The organism is Thioalkalivibrio sp. K90mix, from assembly GCF_000025545.1.
Lineage (GTDB): Bacteria > Pseudomonadota > Gammaproteobacteria > Ectothiorhodospirales > Ectothiorhodospiraceae > Thioalkalivibrio.
On record NC_013889.1, the window covers coordinates 1,475,779 to 1,492,685 of the forward strand.

Consider the following 16,907-nt stretch of genomic DNA (forward strand, 5'->3'; position numbering starts at 1 on the left):
ATGCGGATGGATATGCAGGACATTCAGGGTAGCAAGCCACGCCATGCGACACCGACCGCTATACTGCCAACAGTATCTGCCGGAGCATCCGCGTGTTCGCGATCAAATCCCTCCAGCGCCGCATCTCGAAGACCCGCCCTGGCCTGGTTCTGCTGCTGGCCCTGATGCTGCTGGCGTGGGTGGCCATGCCGGCGAACGCCGACGACACGGAATCAGCCAGCGATACCCGTCCGACTATTGGTCTGGCCCTGGGCTCCGGCGGTGCGGGCGGTCTGGCCCACATCGCAATACTGCAGGCCTTCGATGACCTGGGTCTGCAACCGGACCATATCGCGGGGACCAGCATTGGCGCGATCATCGGCGGCCTGTATGCCGCCGGTCTCAGTGCGGAAGAGATCCTCGACATCTTTGACGACTTCGCCGGATCGGAGATGGACGCCCTCTCGCGCCTGGCGCGCTCGGATCTCGAGCTGTTCGAACTCATCCCCCTGCGCCTGGGCCGCAACGCCCTGCTGGACGCCGACACCTTCCTGCGTTTTCTCGCCACGCACACCCCGACCCGCCGCTTCGACGAACTGCGCATCCCGCTGACCGTGGTGGCGACCGACTACTGGACCAGCCAGACGGTCACGCTCCAGGAGGGCGAGCTCTTTCCGGCCATTGCAGCGAGCATGGCGGTGCCCGGTCTGTTCGAGCCCGTACCGTCGGACGACGGCCGGTTGCTGATCGACGGCGGGGCCTCCAATCCACTGCCGTACGACCGACTCCGCGACAAGGTCGACATCGTGATCGCGGTCGACGTATCCGGCGCATGGAATGCCACCGACCGGCCACCCCCCGGGCTGACCGACCTCCTGTTCAAGACCTTCAGCATCATGCAGAAATCGCTGATCCGCGAGATGATGCGGCGTGAACAACCGGACCTTTACCTGGCCCCCGATACCGGCGGCGCGCAGCTGCTCCACTTCAACCGCATTCACCTGATCCTGGAGGCCGCCCAGCCGAGCGCCGCCGAGCTGCGCCAGCACCTGAAGGACTGGCTACCCAGCGACTCTGTCACGCGTGATCAGGGCGCCCGACAATGACCACGCAGCCTTCCGATCCATCGGACGCGGCCACCGGGTCCACGGACCCGCCCGCCTCCTCGCCCGAGGCCGTGCGCCACGAACGCTGGTTCCTGCGCCGCCCGGATGGCGTCTGCGGGCCCTACCCGGCGCGCCAGATCGGCCGTTTCCTGATCCTGGGACGCCTGACCGAACAGGACGAGATCAGCCAGGACCGGGAGTTCTGGGTACGGATCGCCGAACGCCCCCACCTGATTCCCGAGGAAGTGCGTCTGGCCAACACCCCGGGTGGCAAGGAACGCCTGGAGCGCGCCCGGCTGCGCGAGGACGAACGCCTGCGGGAACGCCGTTCGCGGGCATCGGAACCGTTCTACCGCGAGCAGCGCAAGGGCGACCGCCGCTGTCCCGAGAACCTGGAGACGTTGAGCCATCGCCAGCTATGGGCCGCCCTGCTCGACCGTACGCCATTTCCCTGGCGGCAATGGGTACAGGGTCCACGCCCCTGGATCCTGTCTGGCATTGCGCTTTTGCTTGCCACGGGCCTGCTGGTCTGGTTTGCGCTGCAACAGGAAATCACGCCGGCACCGGATTGCAATGCGCCACCCGGGCCCTCGGTGAACTGGAACTACTGCAACAAGGCCGGCGCTGCGCTGCGCGGAGCTGACCTGGCCGGTGCCAGCCTGTATGACGCCCACCTGAGCGCCGCGCGGCTGGAACGCGCGCAACTCGCGGATGCCGATTTGCGCTACGCAAGCCTCGACCGAGCCCGCCTGGACGGGGCCGATCTTTCACGCGGCCAATTAACTGGTGCCGACCTGCGGAACGCTCGACTCCGGGGCACCCGTCTGGAAGATGCGGACCTGCGCCATGCCGACCTTTCCGGCGCGGATCTGACCGACGCCCGGCTGGAAGGGGCTCGACTGGACCGCGCCATCTGGATTGATGGGCGCATCTGCGCGGCAGGCTCCGTTGGCCATTGCGCATCCAGCGCGACCGACTGACCGTACCGGACAATAATTTGACCGACGTACGATTCCTCCCGTCTGTGCAGTGAAGGCGTTCGCACCTTCCCGCCCATCCCCTTTCGTTCCCCTGCCCGGGGAGCTAGACCTGTACACGCAGACCGACACGAGCCGATGGCCGATCGGTCGGTCGCGAGGCACGGAAGTACCGTTCCTAAATCCGAAACAGGAGGTTGTACTGATGTATAGCTATCGCAAGACTGCAATTGCCTTTGCCCTCGCCTCGATGTTCGCGCTGGGTGGTCTCGCCACCGCACAGGCGCAAAACCTGGGTGCGGCTGCCGAAGGCGCCGCCGAGACCGGCGCCGAAGCCAGCGGTGGAGCCGCCGGCGGCTCCGAAATGGGCAGCGAAGCCAGTGGCGGGAGCGCCGGCGGTGCGGCGGCCGAAGGCCAGGCCCCGGGTGCCGAGGGGGGTGCTGGCGCGAGCGGCGGTGCCGGCGCCAGCGGTGATGTTCGTCAGGACGACGATGCCCGTGGTGGCGTGGGCGCCGATGCAGGTGCCGGAGCCGGTGCGGGCGGTGAAGCCGAAGGCGACGACGGTGGTGCCGAAGCCGGCGCTGAAGGCGGTGCCGAAGGCTCCGTCGAGGTCGAGTAATCACCTCCCGGCCGGGCGGCACTTGCCGCCCGGTCCGGCTTGTCCGACTGCGGATCGATCCCCATTTCCGCGGCAACCTCCCACCAATAGGGCTCCGCCTCGCACGAGCAACAGTCGCAGGCCACCGACACGCCTTCGTGCTGGCTGAGTGACAACCCCGATTTTTCCCTCGCAGCGACCTTTTTGTTCATCGTGATTCCTCACGGTGTGGCCATCCTTCTCACCATCCTCCCGGATGCGGCAGGATCCCAATAACCCCATGCTACACTCTTGAAATCCCGTCTATTCGGGGCTCGCGGAGGATGGAACGCCATGGCTACACGGCGCGACAAGCTGCTGTTTGCCGTCTTTGGCGTAACCGTCCTGGGGCTCCTGCTACCGCTGTTCCTCCTGGGCTGGTATCTCTGGCAGGGCTCCGTGGTCGCGGAGGAACAGCGTCTGGATGAACTCGCGCAGAAGCTCGGCCAGCAAACCGAGCAGGCGATCCTCGACGCGCGCGACCTGCTCGACGAACTCAACGCCCTCGATGTGACTCCCTGCTCGCCGCAGCACCTCAACCAGTTGCAGGAAGCCGCGATTTCGCGGCCCCATATTCGGGCTGTGGGTTACTGGCGAGCGGTAGAACGCGAATGCGGCGCCGGCTTTGTCCAGGGCGATGCGCTCACCCCCCCCCCAGGCGAGCCGTATCTACGACAGCGGCCTGGTGGCCTGGTGGCCCGGCCCCACGACGGCAATCGGCGGCGTAGAACTCTTCCTGATGCGCTATGGCCAGCACGACGTGGCCATCGATCCGCGCCTGCTGGTGAACCCGGGCATGCTGGAGGATCAGGAAGTCGGGCTCTGGGTCGAGTCCATGCCGATGATCACCCATCCCCCGGGTGCCGAAGTCCCGGATCCCCAGTCATTCGCACCCGGACTCACGGTGGATCGCGCCGAACAGCGGCTGGTCAGCCGGTCGTCGCTGGACACGATCCTGCCCATCGACATCATCGCCGTGCAGCCGATGGCGCAGTTCTGGCAGCGCTATCTGCCCACGCTGGCCGGGGCCGGGGCCTTTGGCCTATTACTGGTTGGGCTGTGGCTGTTTCTGATCCTGCGCTATTTCCGCCACCAGCTCAGTCTGGCTCAGGAGCTACGCCAGGCCATCGCGCAGGACCAGCTGCAGGTGGTATTTCAGCCCATCGTTCATTTGGAGTCAGGCGCCTGCCAGGGTGCCGAGGCCCTGGCGCGCTGGCGGCGCGATAACCGGGAAACCATTGGCCCGGATGTCTTCGTGCCCCTGGCCGAAGATACCGAACAGGGAACCGACTTGACCCTCGCGATCCTGCGCTGTGTTCTCCGCGAGCTGGGGCCACAACTGCGCGAGCGGCCCGATTGCCCGGTCAACCTGAACATCACCGGGCAGGATCTGGCCTCGACTCGCTTTAGCGAAGCCCTCCAGCGCGAGTTGGAGCGTGCCAAGGTGCCGGCCCGCGCGATCAAACTCGAGATTACAGAGCGCTCGCTGCTTAACACGGATGACGTTCGCAAGAGAATCCAGGATTTGCGCGCCCGCGGCCATCGCATCGCCATTGACGATTTTGGCACTGGCTACTCCAGCCTGGCCTACCTCGAGAGCTTCGAACTGGACACCCTCAAGATTGACAAAACATTTGCCGACGCCATTGGCCACGAAGCGGTGACCAGCAACATCATTAGCCATATCATCGTGATGGCCCGCTCGCTGAAGCTGAACATCGTCGCCGAAGGCATCGAGTCCAGGCATCAGGTCGAGTGGCTGCGCCAGCAAGGGGTTGGATTCGGGCAAGGTTATCGCTTCAGCCGCCCCCTCTCAGCGCGCGCATTCCGTGATTGGTGCCAACAAGCCGGGGACTCGAAGTGAACGCGATTATTCGCCACAACATGCTTGCCGCCATCGTCGCGACACTGTTGTTGACCGGGTGTAACGTCATTCCCACCCAGGGAGAACGCGCGCCTGACGAAGCCGCCAACGCCAACGGCGAGCCGGCGCGCGACGCTCGCGATACCGCCCACCGGGACGATTCTCACGCGGCGCCCCGGAACGCGGTCTATCTGGCGCGCGATGACGACGCCGTCAGTGCACGTCGCCAGCACCTGCTGGACGAGGGGCATGAATCCGTCGCCCTGGATCGGGTGGGCTTCTATATGGACGTATTGACCGCACGCTTGCGCCAGAAGCTGGCGGGTCACGACGTGGAAATGGAACGCGAAGGGCGAATCATCACCCTGATATTTCCGGGCGCCAAGGCCTTCGAGACCAACAGCGCGGAGATTCACCCGGACATGGTATCCACCCTCGATGCCCTGGGGCAGGTGCTCGAAGAGTACGACGCCAGCCTGGTGACGATCGCCGGGCATACCGATTCCGCCGGTGCACGCGGTTACAACCAGCACCTGTCGGAACAACGGGCACTGTCGGTCGGGCGTCACCTGCACGACAATGGTGTCGGAGAGGCGCGCATCATTGCGATCGGCTACGGACCGGACCGCCCCATTGCCGATAACGACACGCCACATGGGCGCGCCCTGAACCGCCGCGTGGAGCTACGCGTGGAACCACTCACGGCCACCTGATTCACAAAGCGTCTGGCGTTCCATCCGCGCGGTGGACCTCAACACGATTTCGACCACGCGCCTTGGCGCGGTAGAGCGCCGCATCCGCCTTGCGCACAAGATCTTCCAGGGCATCTCCGGGCTCGCGTGACACCACCCCCAGGCTGATCGACATCGGCTGGCCATGGGCCGCCGGTGTGTCCGCAATGGCCTGGCGGAGTTTTTCCGCCAGCAACGCTGCACGGTCCGAGTCGGCGTGCGGCACGAGAATCAGGAACTCCTCGCCGCCCCACCGGCCGAGACGGTCCGATTCGCGCAGGCACGCCTGCAGCCGCTGACACATCTCCCGCAGGATGGCATCCCCCGTCGCATGACCGTAGCGGTCGTTAACCTCCTTGAAATAGTCCAGATCGAGGAAAATCAACGAAAGTGGCAGATTGTAACGCTCCGCCCGAGCCACCTCGTGTTCCGCCTCGGTCTTGAACTTCTGGCGGTTCCACACCCCCGTCAAGGCGTCCGTACTGGCCAGACGCACCAGTTCCTCCTGCTGCTGACGCAGTGTTGCCTCAACCTCCTGGCGCAGGGCGGCCTCCTGCCGCAGACGGCGGCTTACGCGCACGTAATGCAGCAGAAGCAGAGTCACCAGAAGCAAGGTAGCGCCTGCGATCAGTGCAATCCGGTACCACCATGCCTGATCGAGTTCCACGCGTGCCGCGTGCTCGCTCGGCAGGTTTGGCCTGTCCTGGTAGAGCACACGCCGGCCGGCATCCTGATCATCCAACCGGTCAAACGCATTCCGTGTCCCCTGGGGCGGAATCGATTCCCTGCCCCACGGCGGCTCCGGCCCACCGGACCCCGGCAGCCGCCAAGGGACCAGGTGACCCTGGGCATCGCTGCCCTGCAGAAAGACTCCGGCATGAGACAACGTCTGCGAGCTGGCGCAAACGGGGATGGAGAGGAACAGCCACAACAGTCCCCCGAAGCCAAGCCAAAAGCATTGGCTACGAAAGCCACGGTTCTGGACGAGCGTCATCGGCGTCTCTCGGATCGACGGGCGCTTGCGTGCCGGCCCTCCTGCTGAGCCTAGCACCCCGTCGGGCAAACGACCGGCGGATAACATCCAGTTGCCTGCACAGCTCGAATCGTCCTGCCAATAACCCAACGTTCATCGCACTCCTGGTCCCTATTGCGGCCATTTGTGGTCCGGCGTACAGACCGACATTGCAACCGACCACATGATCGGGGACGCGTATGCATCGTGCGGGGCGAAACCCTGGCGATGAGCGTGACACTGACCTCCGGCGTCAACGAGTTATGGTCAAGTCTGGTGTATGAGCGATGGCGGGTTCAGGCGGCGCTCCGGTCGGTGATGGAGGATGCCTCGTCGTTGGTCGGTTCGGTCTGCTCGATGCCGTCGATGAACTTGACCCCGCGCTCGAGCTTGTCGAGCCATTCGTAACCCCGGAGCCGACGCCAGCGCTTCTGCGTGCTCTGACCGAGCTTGAACGTCAGGCTCAAGACGGTGTTGCGGGTCACGCAGCCCCGGGTCTTGTCGGTGCGCAGCCGCACGGTGGCGAAGGTCGATTCGATCGGATTGGTGGTCCGGATCGACTGCCAGTGCGCGGCTGGGAAGTCGTAGAACGCGAGCAGGTCTTCCCGGTCCTTGGCCAGCGTCTCGGCGGCTTTCGGGTACTTGTCGCCGTAGGCGGTCAGGAAGGCGTCGAAGGCCTGTTCGGCGTCGGCGCGGGTCTCGGCCATCCAGATCGCCTGCAAGGCGGACTTGGCCTTGGGCTGACTGCGCTTGGGCAGCCGGTTCAGCACATTGGCGGTCTTGTGGACCCAGCAGCGCTGGCGGCGGGTGTCCGGGTAGACCCGGGCCAGGGCCTTCCAGAAGCCCAGCGCGCCATCGCCGATGGCGAGCTTCGGGCCGTTCGCGAGGCCCTGATGATCCCGCAGGCGCACCAGCAGTTCGTACCAGCTCTGCTCGGACTCGCGCATCCCGTCGTCGAGGGCAACAAACTCCTTGGTCCCGTCGGGCAGGACCCCGATGATGACCAGCACACAGGCGCGTTCGTCGTCCTCCCCGCGCAGGTTGAAGTGGATACCGTCCGCCCACCAGTAGCTGTAGCGGTAGGCGCGGAGATCACGCTCGCGCCATTCGGCGTGCTCGGTCAGCCACTGCTGCTTGAGGCGGCCCAGTGTCGAGGCCGACAGCCCCTGGGCCTGCTCGCCCAGCAGCGCGCTCAGCGCCTCCTGGAAGTCGCCCGAGGACACCCCCTTGAGATAGAGCCAGGGCAGCAGCTCCTCGACCGAGCGCGCCCGGCGCAGATACGGGGGCAGCAGGCTCGACGTGAAGTGCCGGCCACCGCCGGACCGATCCCGGGTCTTCGGCACCTGCACCGGTACATCGCCGATGCCGGTCTGAACCCGGCGCTGGGGCTGATAGCCATTGCGTACGACCGCCCGGCGACCGTCCGGCATGCGATCCTCCGCGTAGGTCTCCATGAACGTCCGCAACTCTGCCTCCACCGCTTGCTGGATCAGATCCCGCGCCCCGCGGCGCAGCAGATCGGTCAACGGGTCCTCTGGTCCGTTCGGGTTCTCTGTCGTATCGTGAGCCATGTTGGCGTATCTCCTCTGGCTGGCTGGTTGGTCGCACTTCCATTCCAGCCGGATACGCCGCCTTCCTCAATCCCCCCGTACACCACTTTTGACAGTAACTCGGCGTCAACGCCGGCCCCTTCAAGGAGCATAACCATGAAGAAACGCACCTCACTCAAACTCGCAGCCGCGATGATCCCCGTCCTCGCCTTTGGCATGAGCGCCGCCATGGCGGGCGAACACGAGATGAACGGCAATGACCGCAACGCAATGGAGGAGCGCGATGCCGAAGAACGTCATGATGCCCCTCATATTGACCGTATGCCGGCGCAGGGACTGCATGCCTCCGATCTGATGGACAAGAAAATCCATAGCCGGACCGACGATGATGAGATCGGCGAGATCAACGACCTCGTCATCGACCAGGATGGTCGGATCATCGCCGTCGTAATCGGCACCGGCGGTGTTCTGGGTATGGGCGAGAAGGACATCGCAATCGCCTGGGACCGGATTGACCGCTCCACCGAAGGCGACGAGGTCAAGCTGTACATCGACATGGACGAGGACACCCTGAAAGAAGCGCCCGAGTACGAACGCGACTAGGGCTGGCTATACCCGACCCGAGGGACATCGCCTCCCTCGGGTCGGCTCCTCTCCACCGCGACCTGACCGTTGCCAAACGTTGGGCGTCGCTACGCCAAGTGCCTTAACGCGAAAATGGTCCGCCGGTCTGGAAGATTTCAGTCGGAGATACGGGGCTTGACCCACCTCGAAGGGCTATCCTTAAGCTATTCATAATCCGAATCTTTCGGACCTTCGAACTCTCTCGATCAACAAACGGACCCACCGGTGCCCTTAACCCGACCGATCGGGCGAATGCCCCTCGACAATGGACTGCTCGCGGCCCTGCCGGACAGTGAATACGAATCGCTGCACCCACATCTGAATTCGGTCCTGCTGCCACTGGGCACCAGCCTTTATGAGGGTCCGTCGGAGACCCACTACGTCTACTTTCCCACCGAAGCCATCATCGCCTTGATGTGTGTGATGGAGGATGGGAAATCGGGCGAGATCGCGGTGGCCGGCCGGGAGGGACTGGTTGGAATCTCCCTGTTAATGGGCGGCTACACAACACCGACCCGAGCCACGGTACGCATGGCTGGGCACGCCTATCGAATCCGCAGCACCATCATCAACGAGGCCTTTTCCCAAGCGGGCGAACTGCAACGACTCATGCTGCGCTACACGCAGGCCTTGTTCACGCAAATCGCACAGACCTCCGCCTGCAATCGACACCATTCGGTGGAGCAGCAGCTTTGTCGCTGGCTGTTGTTAAGCGACGACCGCTCGCCACACCGGGAACTTAAAATGACGCACGAACTCATTGCGAGCATGCTGGGGGTGCGGCGAGAAGGAGTCACCGAGGCCGCCGGGAGGTTGCAAAAATCGGGTTTGATCACCTACCACCGGGGCCGCCTGGTCATTCTGGACCGCCCAGGGCTCGAGAATCGCAGCTGCGAGTGCTATGGGGTGATCGCAAGCGAATATGCGCGACTCCTTGGCGAACCGGCGGCGTCCCAGTACTAGTCCCGCGACGCCGCCAAAGGGCTACTTCGATCAGTGTTCATCCCGGTCGATCTTCTTCTCGAATTCCGCCAGCTGCTTCTCCGCTTCGTCCTTCGTCACGCCATAGCGTTCCTGAATGCGGCCGGCCAGCTCTTCCCGCTTGCCGGCCACGGTGTCGAGTTCGTCGTCCGTCAACTTCCCCCAGCGAGCCTTGACCTTCCCCTTGAACTGCTTCCAGTTCCCTTTAACGATATCCCAGTTCATTTGCAATCCTCGTCTAGTCGCTGACCAGCGACAGTGCTGATCCACTCCCGAGCGTAGACAGACGGCCCGGGGGGCGTCTGTGCGACGACGCACAGACTTCCCACTCCCTCGTGTGACCCACTGGAGCCTCCACCCACCCAGTCAGGTCATCTACCCATGATGAACAACATCATTTGGATCGTCGGCTTTGTCGTCATTGTGCTGGTAATCCTGAGCTTTCTCGGTTTCCGTTAAGAAAAACTGATCCATGTACACGCTCGCTGCTTCGTCGCTTTTGCGTGCGAGCAAGGCGCGGTGACCGCCGCGCAGTCATTCTGCACAAAGGAACCGCAACGCCGTTCCCGCGCCCGTTTTTGATAACAACGGGCGGCCGCGCCCCATCGTTTATTGGACTGTGGGGTTGGTACCCCGGGGGCCCCGATCCTGTGCTGCACCGCTTGCGGGTAGAACCACTACCCGCTGCACAGCGCGCCTTGTCTCGGACAACCTGGGGTGCCAACGCGAGTGTGCACATGGATCAGTGTTTCCTTTAGCAATGAGCGGCTTCTGTGTGCGCCGCCGTACAGAACCATACCGGTATCCGCATGCAATCTGTCCGCAGGGACAAGCGTCGGCCTCGCTGGCGCCTGTCCCCGGAGACGCCCGCGATCCAGCCTGGACGGGGTGCAACACGGAGGCCTGCATCATGAAAAAACTACTGGCGCTCACGCTCTGCCTGGCCGGTGCCCTTCCCTTGGCGGCCGCGCAGGCCCAGCAGGGATCGGCAGCGAACTTCGGTCCTTCTCAGGGCGATCGCGAGTTCTCGCTGTCCGGTACCGGCAGCAGCGACCGCAAGTTCGACAACACCAATTTCGGCGTGTCCGGCGAGATGGGATGGTACCTGCGCGACCACTTCATCCTCGGGGTCCGCCAAAGCGTCAATTACGCCAGTATCGAGGGCGAATCGCTGCGTGATGATTTCTGGAACGGATCGACCCGCGGCTATGCCAATTTGCAGACCCGCGACGGCCGCCTGCGCCCATTCGGGGGTGGCAGTCTCGGCGTGATCTACGGTGATGGCGTCCGCGACAGCGGCTTTGCCGGTCTGGAGGGCGGACTCAAGTACTACGTCCTGGAAAACACCTACGTGTTCTGGTCAAGTGAGAACGGACACCCATTCTAAGCAACAGCCTTTTCCCACTCCCGGGGGGTAAGTTGGCCCAGGGCCGTGTGGGGTCGGACGCTGTTGTACTGCATTTCGATGTACTCCACGACATCCAGTCGGGCGGCCTCGCGGGTACGGTAGGTCCGGGCGTCGGTCCACTCGCTTTTCAGTGCGCCGAAGAAGCGCTCCATCACCGCGTTGTCCCAGCAGTTGCCCTTGCGGCTCATGGAGGGCACGAAGCCCAACGCATCCAGCCGTTCCTGGTAGCGCGTGGCGGCATACTGGCTACCCTGATCCGAGTGATGGATGAGCCCCGGCGCCGGTCGCCGGTGCCGGACCGCCATCTCCAGCGCCTCCAGGGTCAGCTCCACCGGCATGCCGTCGGCCAGGGCATAACCGATGACCTGGTGGTCATACAGGTCCAGGATCGCCGCCAGATAGACCCAGCCTTCGAAGGTCCACAGCGCCGTGATATCGGCCACCCAGATCTCGTTGGGCCCTTCAGCCCGGAACTGGCGCCGCAGCACGTTCGGGGCCACCGGTAAGCGGTGCTGACTGTCGGTCGTCGAGATCCACCGCCGACGGCGCTGCTGACACTCGAGACCGGCTTCCCGCATCAGGCTCCGAGCCCGGTGCCGTCCCACGGCAAAGTCCCGTTGGCGCAGCTCATATGCCATCCGGCGGCTCCCCGCTCGGTGGCGTAAGTGCTGGTCCACCGAACGCACATGCCACAGCAGCTCGGCATGGATCGGATCAGCCGCATCCTCGCGCTGGCGCCATTGGTAGAATCCACTCCGGGAGACCCGCAGGGTCCGGCACAGCAGGGTCACCGCATGGTTCGCCTTCTCCGCCTCAATGAACCGATATCTCAGTCCGACTCGTTGGCGAAGAAGGCCGCCGCCTTTTTTAAGATGGCCCGCTCTTCCCGCAGCCGCCGATTCTCCTCGCGCAGCCGCCGCAACTCCTGTTCCTGACCGTTCGAGGCCGGCTCAGTAACGGCTTCGCCGGCCGCCTTGCGCCGCGCCTCACGCTGCCAGCGGGACAGCATGCTCCGGTTGATCCCGAGCCGCCGGGCCGCCTCCGTGCAGCCATAGCCCTGGCTCTCGACCATCGCAATCGCGTTGGCCTTGAACTCCCGGCTGTATCGCGCTCGTCTCTGCTTGCTCACATTCACCTCCAGTTACCCATCTAGTGTGGCTTAACTGGGGTGTCCGCTGTCATTGGACCACTTCAACGTGCTGGGCCGCGTGGAATACCAGTGGTTCTTCCGCCGCTCGAGCGATGCCGAAGATGCCTTCCGCGACGGCGCATTCGCGTACACCCTGGGGCTTGGCTACAACTTTTGAACCGTACTCGGGGCCGGAGGCTTACCAGACAAAAGCCAGCAACCCGGCCCCGAGACAGACCACGACCACGGGCACAATCGTCTCCCGCACCACCTGCCCTTCGCGCGCCTGGAGGCCGCAGGCGGCGGCCGCCATCGCGATGTTGTGCAAAGAGATCATGTTGCCCACACCTGAGCCGATCAACTGCAGGGCGAGAATCGACGGTAACGACAACGCCAACGCCTCCGCGGTATCCGCCTGCAGACGAGCAAAGAGCAGATTGGAGACCGTCGCGCTTCCGGTCATGAACGACCCCAGCGCCCCCAGGAATCCGCTGAACAGCACGAACGTACCCCCCAGCCACTCCGCCAGGCCCTGCCCCAGTACCTGAGGCATCGAGGGCAGCCCCGCCGCGTTAAGCTCGGACATCAGCAGGACCTGGGTGAGCGCGATGATGAAGATCAGCACAATCGCGGCCACCCGCAGCTTGCGCCCGGTGGCCACCACGGCCTCGCCCAGCGCGGCGCGCCCCACGCGAAACAAGATCAGCGCGGTGACCAGCGCCAGGGCAAAGTAGAAATAAGGCGTGTACAGCGGGGCCAGGCTCTGCCCCAGCTCCACCCCCTGAAACTCGCCCAGCGACCAGCGCACCGATTGCAGGGCCTCGCGCAGCGGCATCACCGTGCGCGAAGCGATCAGTGACACCGACATCACGGCAAACGGCACGAAGGCGAGCAGCACGCGCCCGATCGGGGCAGGATCGGCCTCGGCGCTGCGCTGCCCAGCGGGAAGCAGAAAGCCCTTGTGCGCTGCCAGCGCGATGACCCCCATCGCGACGATGCCCCCCACGATCGAGGGCAGTTCCGGGCCAATCAGCCACGCCACCAGGGCATACGGAATACCGAACGCGAGTGCGGAGAGCACCGCGAACGGCACAAACTCGCGAAAACGCCCCTTCTCTTCGCCCAGCGTGGTGACCCAGATCATGAAGGTGGTGATAAAAACGGCCAGCAGCGCCAGAATGAATGCCGTGCGAACCACCGCCTCCTGCACCACCGCATCGTCCAGCCCCAGCCCCGCGAAGCCGATCACCACGGGAGTGCCCGCCGCGCCAAACGGCACGGCCGTGCTGTTGCCGATCAGCGCGATCGCCACGGCCTTCAGTGGCTTCATCCCGAAATAGACGAGCAGCGGTGCGGCCAGCACGGCCGGGGTCCCGAACCCGGCGATACCCTCCACGAATCCGACCAGGCCCCACCCCAGCAACATCGCCAGCACGCGCGGGTCGCGCGACACACTGGCGATCACCGACTGGATCGCATCCATGTGGCCCGTCGCGATCATCACGTTCAGCACCAACAGCGCGACGGCCACGATCAGCATGACCTCGACAAACACCACCCCCGCATCCAGCAGGCTGGCACCCAGCACGGCCCCCGGCATCTGCCAGACCCACAGGGCAATGATCAGTGTCGCCAGATACGCCAGTGGCGCGGCCTCGTAGGCCGGCCGACGCAGCGGCACCAGCCAGACAAACAGCACCACGAACGGCACCAGGGCCACCCAGAAAAGCGTCATGCGCGCGCGATCCTCGAAAAAGCGTTCCCGGGAGAGTATCGCCTGTCCCGGGCCGGGGCCCACTGCGTCAGATCAACCGCGCTCATCTTCCCGGCGCGGATGAACATGCCCGAAACGACCCATGCCCCACCACAGCATGCGATGGCTCAGCCACCAGACCAGGGCGCAGCCGGCCATCAGGGCTGCGAGCCACACGTACGGATGCACCAGCTCCTGAGGGCGCGCCCACGGTCCAAGCACCCAGTTCACGTTCGCCTCAGGGGTCGAGAGAAGGTACGACACCAGCAAGACGGCCCAGCCCACCAGTATCCACAAACGCCCCGCCAGCGGGTCGTACCCCAGGCGCCAGACCATCCACAGCAGGACAAAGGGCAGCGGCAGGTGGTAAAGGGAAAACAGCCGCAGGTAGAGCGGAATCTCCGGATCGAACATGTAGGCGACAAAGCCGAAGGGCGGGTTGCCCAGCAACACAAGCCCCAGCAGGAAGTCGATCACCCACCCCATCTCCAGCAGCACCACGCCTACCGCCAGCATGCTCGCCAGACGCCGGCTCTCCAGCCACGCCGCCGCGCACCCGGCGATCAGCGCGAGATTGGACAGCCAGAGGAAATTGAGCCAGCCATACTGGACCGCGTAGACCGGCACCAGGACGCAGACAAACAGCAGGTAGACAACCAGAAACCAGCGAGGAAACAAAGCGTAATCGCCTGACGGGGCCGGGCCCTCACTATAACGGTTCGAACCCGGAGTCACAGTGTTCCTTCACGTGCGCCAGCCTGTTACGCGTATGATGAAAAGTCCATTCTTCCCGCGGGAGCACCGGCGCGTGAGAACCTGGATTGTCATCAGCGCCACGCTGGCACTGGCGGCCTGCGGCACCCTGCCCCCGACCGCTGAACAGGCACGCGATGTGCCCTACAGCTGTGACCGTGGCCCGAACCTGATGGCGAGCTTCAGTGGCAACGAGGCCGAGTTGCGTTTTGGCCGCTCCAGGGCCGTATTACAGGCGACCGAGGTGGCCTCCGGGGCGCGCTACGCCAACCCCGGCGAGCAGATCGTGTTCTGGACCAAGGGCGAAGCCGCCATGCTCGAATTCCACGGTATCTACTGGACTTGCCGCGTTCGCCAGCCCAATGCCGATGCAGCTACTCCGGCTCCACCGGCGCCACGGCACTGGAGTGCCGCGGCAGATGTTCCTGAATAAACGCCTCCAACCGGCCAAGCACCTCGCCAGCACTGGAAAAGCCTTCCAGGCCACATTCGACCGAGCCATCGAGATACGGTCGCATGCCCTCGCTAATAGTCGGCGTAAACCCTACTCCCGTGCTCGCCAGCAACTCCGGGTCCAGACGCCCATCCACATGGATGCGCTGGATCTGCAGTACGGCGACCCCCTCCGACGTCACTCGGTCCTCGCGCACCAGTAGCGTCTCGCCGTTGTCGCACTCGGCGATCTGCAGCGCCCCTTCCCGCGCCGTTTGCGCCATTTGGTGCTCGTAGCTGCGCGCCTCGGGGTCCTGCAGGATCACACGTGCCCCCTCGAAGGCCAGGGCCGCCAGCAGCAGTACCCCCGCCAGGCCGAACAGCGTAGCCGCCACCCGCCGCCAGCCCAGCGCAAACCCGACGACACCGCCCAGCAGCAACAGCGGCGTACCCCACTCGAAGGTCCGGGCCAACGGTCCGGGCATGAAGTCGATCCCGCCGCCGAGCCCCAGCAGGGCGGTCACATACAGCCAGACGATCCCCAGCCCGACCCCGAGCAGGATCGCGATCAGCGTGCGCCAGAACAGCGAATGCCTGCGTTCGGGTTGCGTATCGGCCATACCCTTCTCCAATCCAGTCCAATCGGCGCAGCCTAAGCAAACACGCGCCGATGTGCACGCCAGGGCCCACCACCTGGCGTATCTAACCGGAACCCCTGCCCTCAAGTTTCCTCAAACGCGGCCGTTAAGCAGCTGTAGACGGGAACTTCCGGCTGCGGAATCTGGCCCTTCGCCGGATCGCCCTTGTGGCGCGCGAGACCCGACAAAATGGCCCAGGTGCTGAGTGTTGCCACCAACCTCCTGTCGCTCAATGCCCAGCGCCACCTGCGCCAGTCGCAGGCCGCCCTGCAGACGGCCTTTCAGCGCCTCGCTTCGGGCCAGCGCATCAATTCGGCGCGCGACGACGCCGCCGGGCTGGCCATCTCCGAACGCTTCACAACCCAGATCCGCGGCCTGAACCAGGCCATGCGCAACGCGCAGGACGGCATCTCGCTGGCCCAGACCGCCGAGGGCGCCCTGGGCTCCATGACCGGCAACCTGCAACGTATCCGCCAGCTGGCGGTACAGGCGGCCAACGCCACCCTGTCGGCCTCGGATCGTGGCGCCATCGACCGCGAGGTTCGCCAGCTCCTGGCCGAGAACGACCGTATCGCGACCCAGACAACCTTTAACGGCCGTTCACTGCTGGACGGATCCATGGGCACCGCTTTCTTCCAGATCGGCCCCAATGCCGGGCAGACGCTCGCCATCGACCTCGGCGACAGCATGCGCAACCGCTTCGTGGGTGCCATTGCCAGCGCCTATTCCGGCGAACTGGAGGCCGCCTTCGCCAGCGATCCGCTGGAGGTGGATCAGGATTTCTTCATCCGTGTGGGCGAGCGCGACCCGGTGGAGATCCCTGCAGGCCACTATCGCACGCCCCAGGAACTGACGGCCGCGATCGACCGCGCCCTCGGATCCACCGGACGCGCGGTCCTGACCGACGACGGCCGGCTGAATCTGATCGCCCGCGAGACCCTGACGATCTCGGGTGAGACCGCCATCGACACGCTCGGGCTGCCGGCCACCACCGAAACCGGGGGGAGCCTGAACGATGTCGACCTGACCACGCGCCAAGGGGCCAGCGATGCCCTCTCACGTCTGGATGCCGCACTGGACGCGGTCAACGCGCGGCGCAGCCAGTTCGGGGCCATCCAGAACCGCTTCGAGTCGACGATTACCAACCTGGGCATTACCAGTGACAACCTGGCGGCCGCCCGCAGCCGTATCCTGGATGCCGATTACGCGGCCGAGGTCACCCGCCTCGTGCGCGCCCAGATCCTGCAACAGGCCGGAGTCGCCGTGCTCGTTCAGGCCAACGCGCTACCGCAGACCTTCCTGCGCCTGCTCCAGTAACCAGGGGCGAGGCGTC

The 16,907-nt window shown here is 64.7% G+C and carries 14 protein-coding genes and 4 pseudogenes; 11 read left to right on the plus strand and 7 right to left on the minus strand.

Annotated features, from left to right (window positions below; translation table 11 throughout):
* Nucleotides 1–92 precede the first annotated feature (92 nt).
* The 5 genes and pseudogenes from TK90_RS06965 (at nt 93) to TK90_RS06985 (ending at nt 5,276) form a co-directional block, all read left to right on the plus strand.
* A complete protein-coding gene (locus tag TK90_RS06965; protein ID WP_012982775.1) occupies nt 93–1,085 on the plus strand; it encodes a patatin-like phospholipase family protein in 993 nt (330 codons plus the stop codon).
* Entirely contained in the window at nt 1,082–2,065 is a 984-nt protein-coding gene (locus TK90_RS06970) for a pentapeptide repeat-containing protein (RefSeq protein WP_012982776.1), read from the plus strand. The genes TK90_RS06965 and TK90_RS06970 overlap by 4 nt, the downstream gene beginning before the upstream one ends.
* Before the next feature lie 202 nt (nt 2,066–2,267).
* Nucleotides 2,268–2,681: a hypothetical protein gene (locus TK90_RS06975; protein WP_012982777.1), complete on the plus strand. Its 414-nt coding sequence runs from the start codon at nt 2,268–2,270 to the stop codon at nt 2,679–2,681.
* A gap of 312 nt (nt 2,682–2,993) precedes the next feature.
* Nucleotides 2,994–4,563 (plus strand): annotated as a pseudogene (locus TK90_RS06980) (EAL domain-containing protein).
* The gene (locus tag TK90_RS06985) at nt 4,560–5,276 is read left to right on the plus strand and encodes an OmpA family protein (RefSeq protein ID WP_012982779.1); all 717 of its coding nucleotides are present in this window, start codon (nt 4,560–4,562) and stop codon (nt 5,274–5,276) included. Before TK90_RS06980 ends, TK90_RS06985 begins: the two are co-directional and overlap by 4 nt.
* 1 nt (nt 5,277) lies before the next feature.
* On the opposite strand, the gene TK90_RS06990 is transcribed toward TK90_RS06985, so the two are convergent.
* Entirely contained in the window at nt 5,278–6,036 is a 759-nt protein-coding gene (locus TK90_RS06990; RefSeq protein WP_017926094.1) for a GGDEF domain-containing protein, read from the minus strand.
* 566 nt (nt 6,037–6,602) lie between these two features.
* A complete protein-coding gene (locus TK90_RS06995) occupies nt 6,603–7,877 on the minus strand; it encodes an IS256 family transposase (protein WP_012981820.1) in 1,275 nt (424 codons plus the stop codon).
* Nucleotides 7,878–8,012: 135 nt separating this feature from the next.
* Between TK90_RS06995 and TK90_RS07000 the strand changes: the two genes are divergently transcribed.
* Complete coding sequence (locus TK90_RS07000) at nt 8,013–8,459, plus strand: PRC-barrel domain-containing protein (RefSeq protein ID WP_012982781.1); 447 nt, start codon at nt 8,013–8,015, stop codon at nt 8,457–8,459.
* Between the two features lie 246 nt (nt 8,460–8,705).
* Complete coding sequence (locus TK90_RS07005; RefSeq protein WP_026148194.1) at nt 8,706–9,443, plus strand: Crp/Fnr family transcriptional regulator; 738 nt, start codon at nt 8,706–8,708, stop codon at nt 9,441–9,443.
* A 30-nt stretch (nt 9,444–9,473) separates the two neighbouring features.
* Here the strand turns inward: TK90_RS07005 and TK90_RS07010 are convergent, their stop codons facing one another.
* Nucleotides 9,474–9,686 carry a CsbD family protein gene (locus tag TK90_RS07010; RefSeq protein ID WP_012982783.1) on the minus strand — a complete coding sequence of 71 codons (213 nt, stop codon included), beginning with the start codon at nt 9,684–9,686 and terminating at the stop codon, nt 9,474–9,476.
* Between the two features lie 685 nt (nt 9,687–10,371).
* Between TK90_RS07010 and TK90_RS07015 the strand changes: the two are divergent.
* Nucleotides 10,372–10,815, plus strand: a pseudogene (locus TK90_RS07015) (hypothetical protein); the annotation flags it as partial.
* 29 nt (nt 10,816–10,844) lie between these two features.
* On the opposite strand, the pseudogene TK90_RS07020 reads toward TK90_RS07015, so the two are convergent.
* A pseudogene (locus TK90_RS07020) lies at nt 10,845–11,998 on the minus strand (IS3 family transposase).
* 52 nt (nt 11,999–12,050) lie between these two features.
* Between TK90_RS07020 and TK90_RS15450 the strand changes: the two are divergent.
* A pseudogene (locus tag TK90_RS15450) lies at nt 12,051–12,176 on the plus strand (hypothetical protein); the annotation flags it as partial.
* Between the two features lie 21 nt (nt 12,177–12,197).
* Here the strand turns inward: TK90_RS15450 and TK90_RS07030 are convergent.
* Nucleotides 12,198–13,733: an L-lactate permease gene (locus TK90_RS07030; RefSeq protein ID WP_012982787.1), complete on the minus strand. Its 1,536-nt coding sequence runs from the start codon at nt 13,731–13,733 to the stop codon at nt 12,198–12,200.
* Nucleotides 13,734–13,805: 72 nt separating this feature from the next.
* A complete protein-coding gene (locus TK90_RS07035; RefSeq protein ID WP_017926091.1) occupies nt 13,806–14,429 on the minus strand; it encodes a hypothetical protein in 624 nt (207 codons plus the stop codon).
* A gap of 130 nt (nt 14,430–14,559) precedes the next feature.
* Between TK90_RS07035 and TK90_RS07040 the strand changes: the two genes are divergently transcribed.
* On the plus strand, nt 14,560–14,937 hold the full coding sequence (locus TK90_RS07040) for an MliC family protein (protein WP_041444234.1): 378 nt from the start codon (nt 14,560–14,562) through the stop codon (nt 14,935–14,937).
* Here TK90_RS07040 and TK90_RS07045 read toward each other — a convergent pair.
* Nucleotides 14,879–15,556, minus strand: coding sequence for a hypothetical protein (locus tag TK90_RS07045; RefSeq protein WP_012982790.1), 678 nt, complete (start codon nt 15,554–15,556; stop codon nt 14,879–14,881). The two genes, TK90_RS07040 and TK90_RS07045, sit on opposite strands and share 59 nt — an antisense overlap.
* A 207-nt stretch (nt 15,557–15,763) precedes the next feature.
* Here TK90_RS07045 and TK90_RS07050 point away from each other — a divergent pair, with 207 nt between their 5' ends.
* On the plus strand, nt 15,764–16,891 hold the full coding sequence (locus tag TK90_RS07050; protein WP_012982791.1) for a flagellin: 1,128 nt from the start codon (nt 15,764–15,766) through the stop codon (nt 16,889–16,891).
* Nucleotides 16,892–16,907 lie beyond the last annotated feature (16 nt).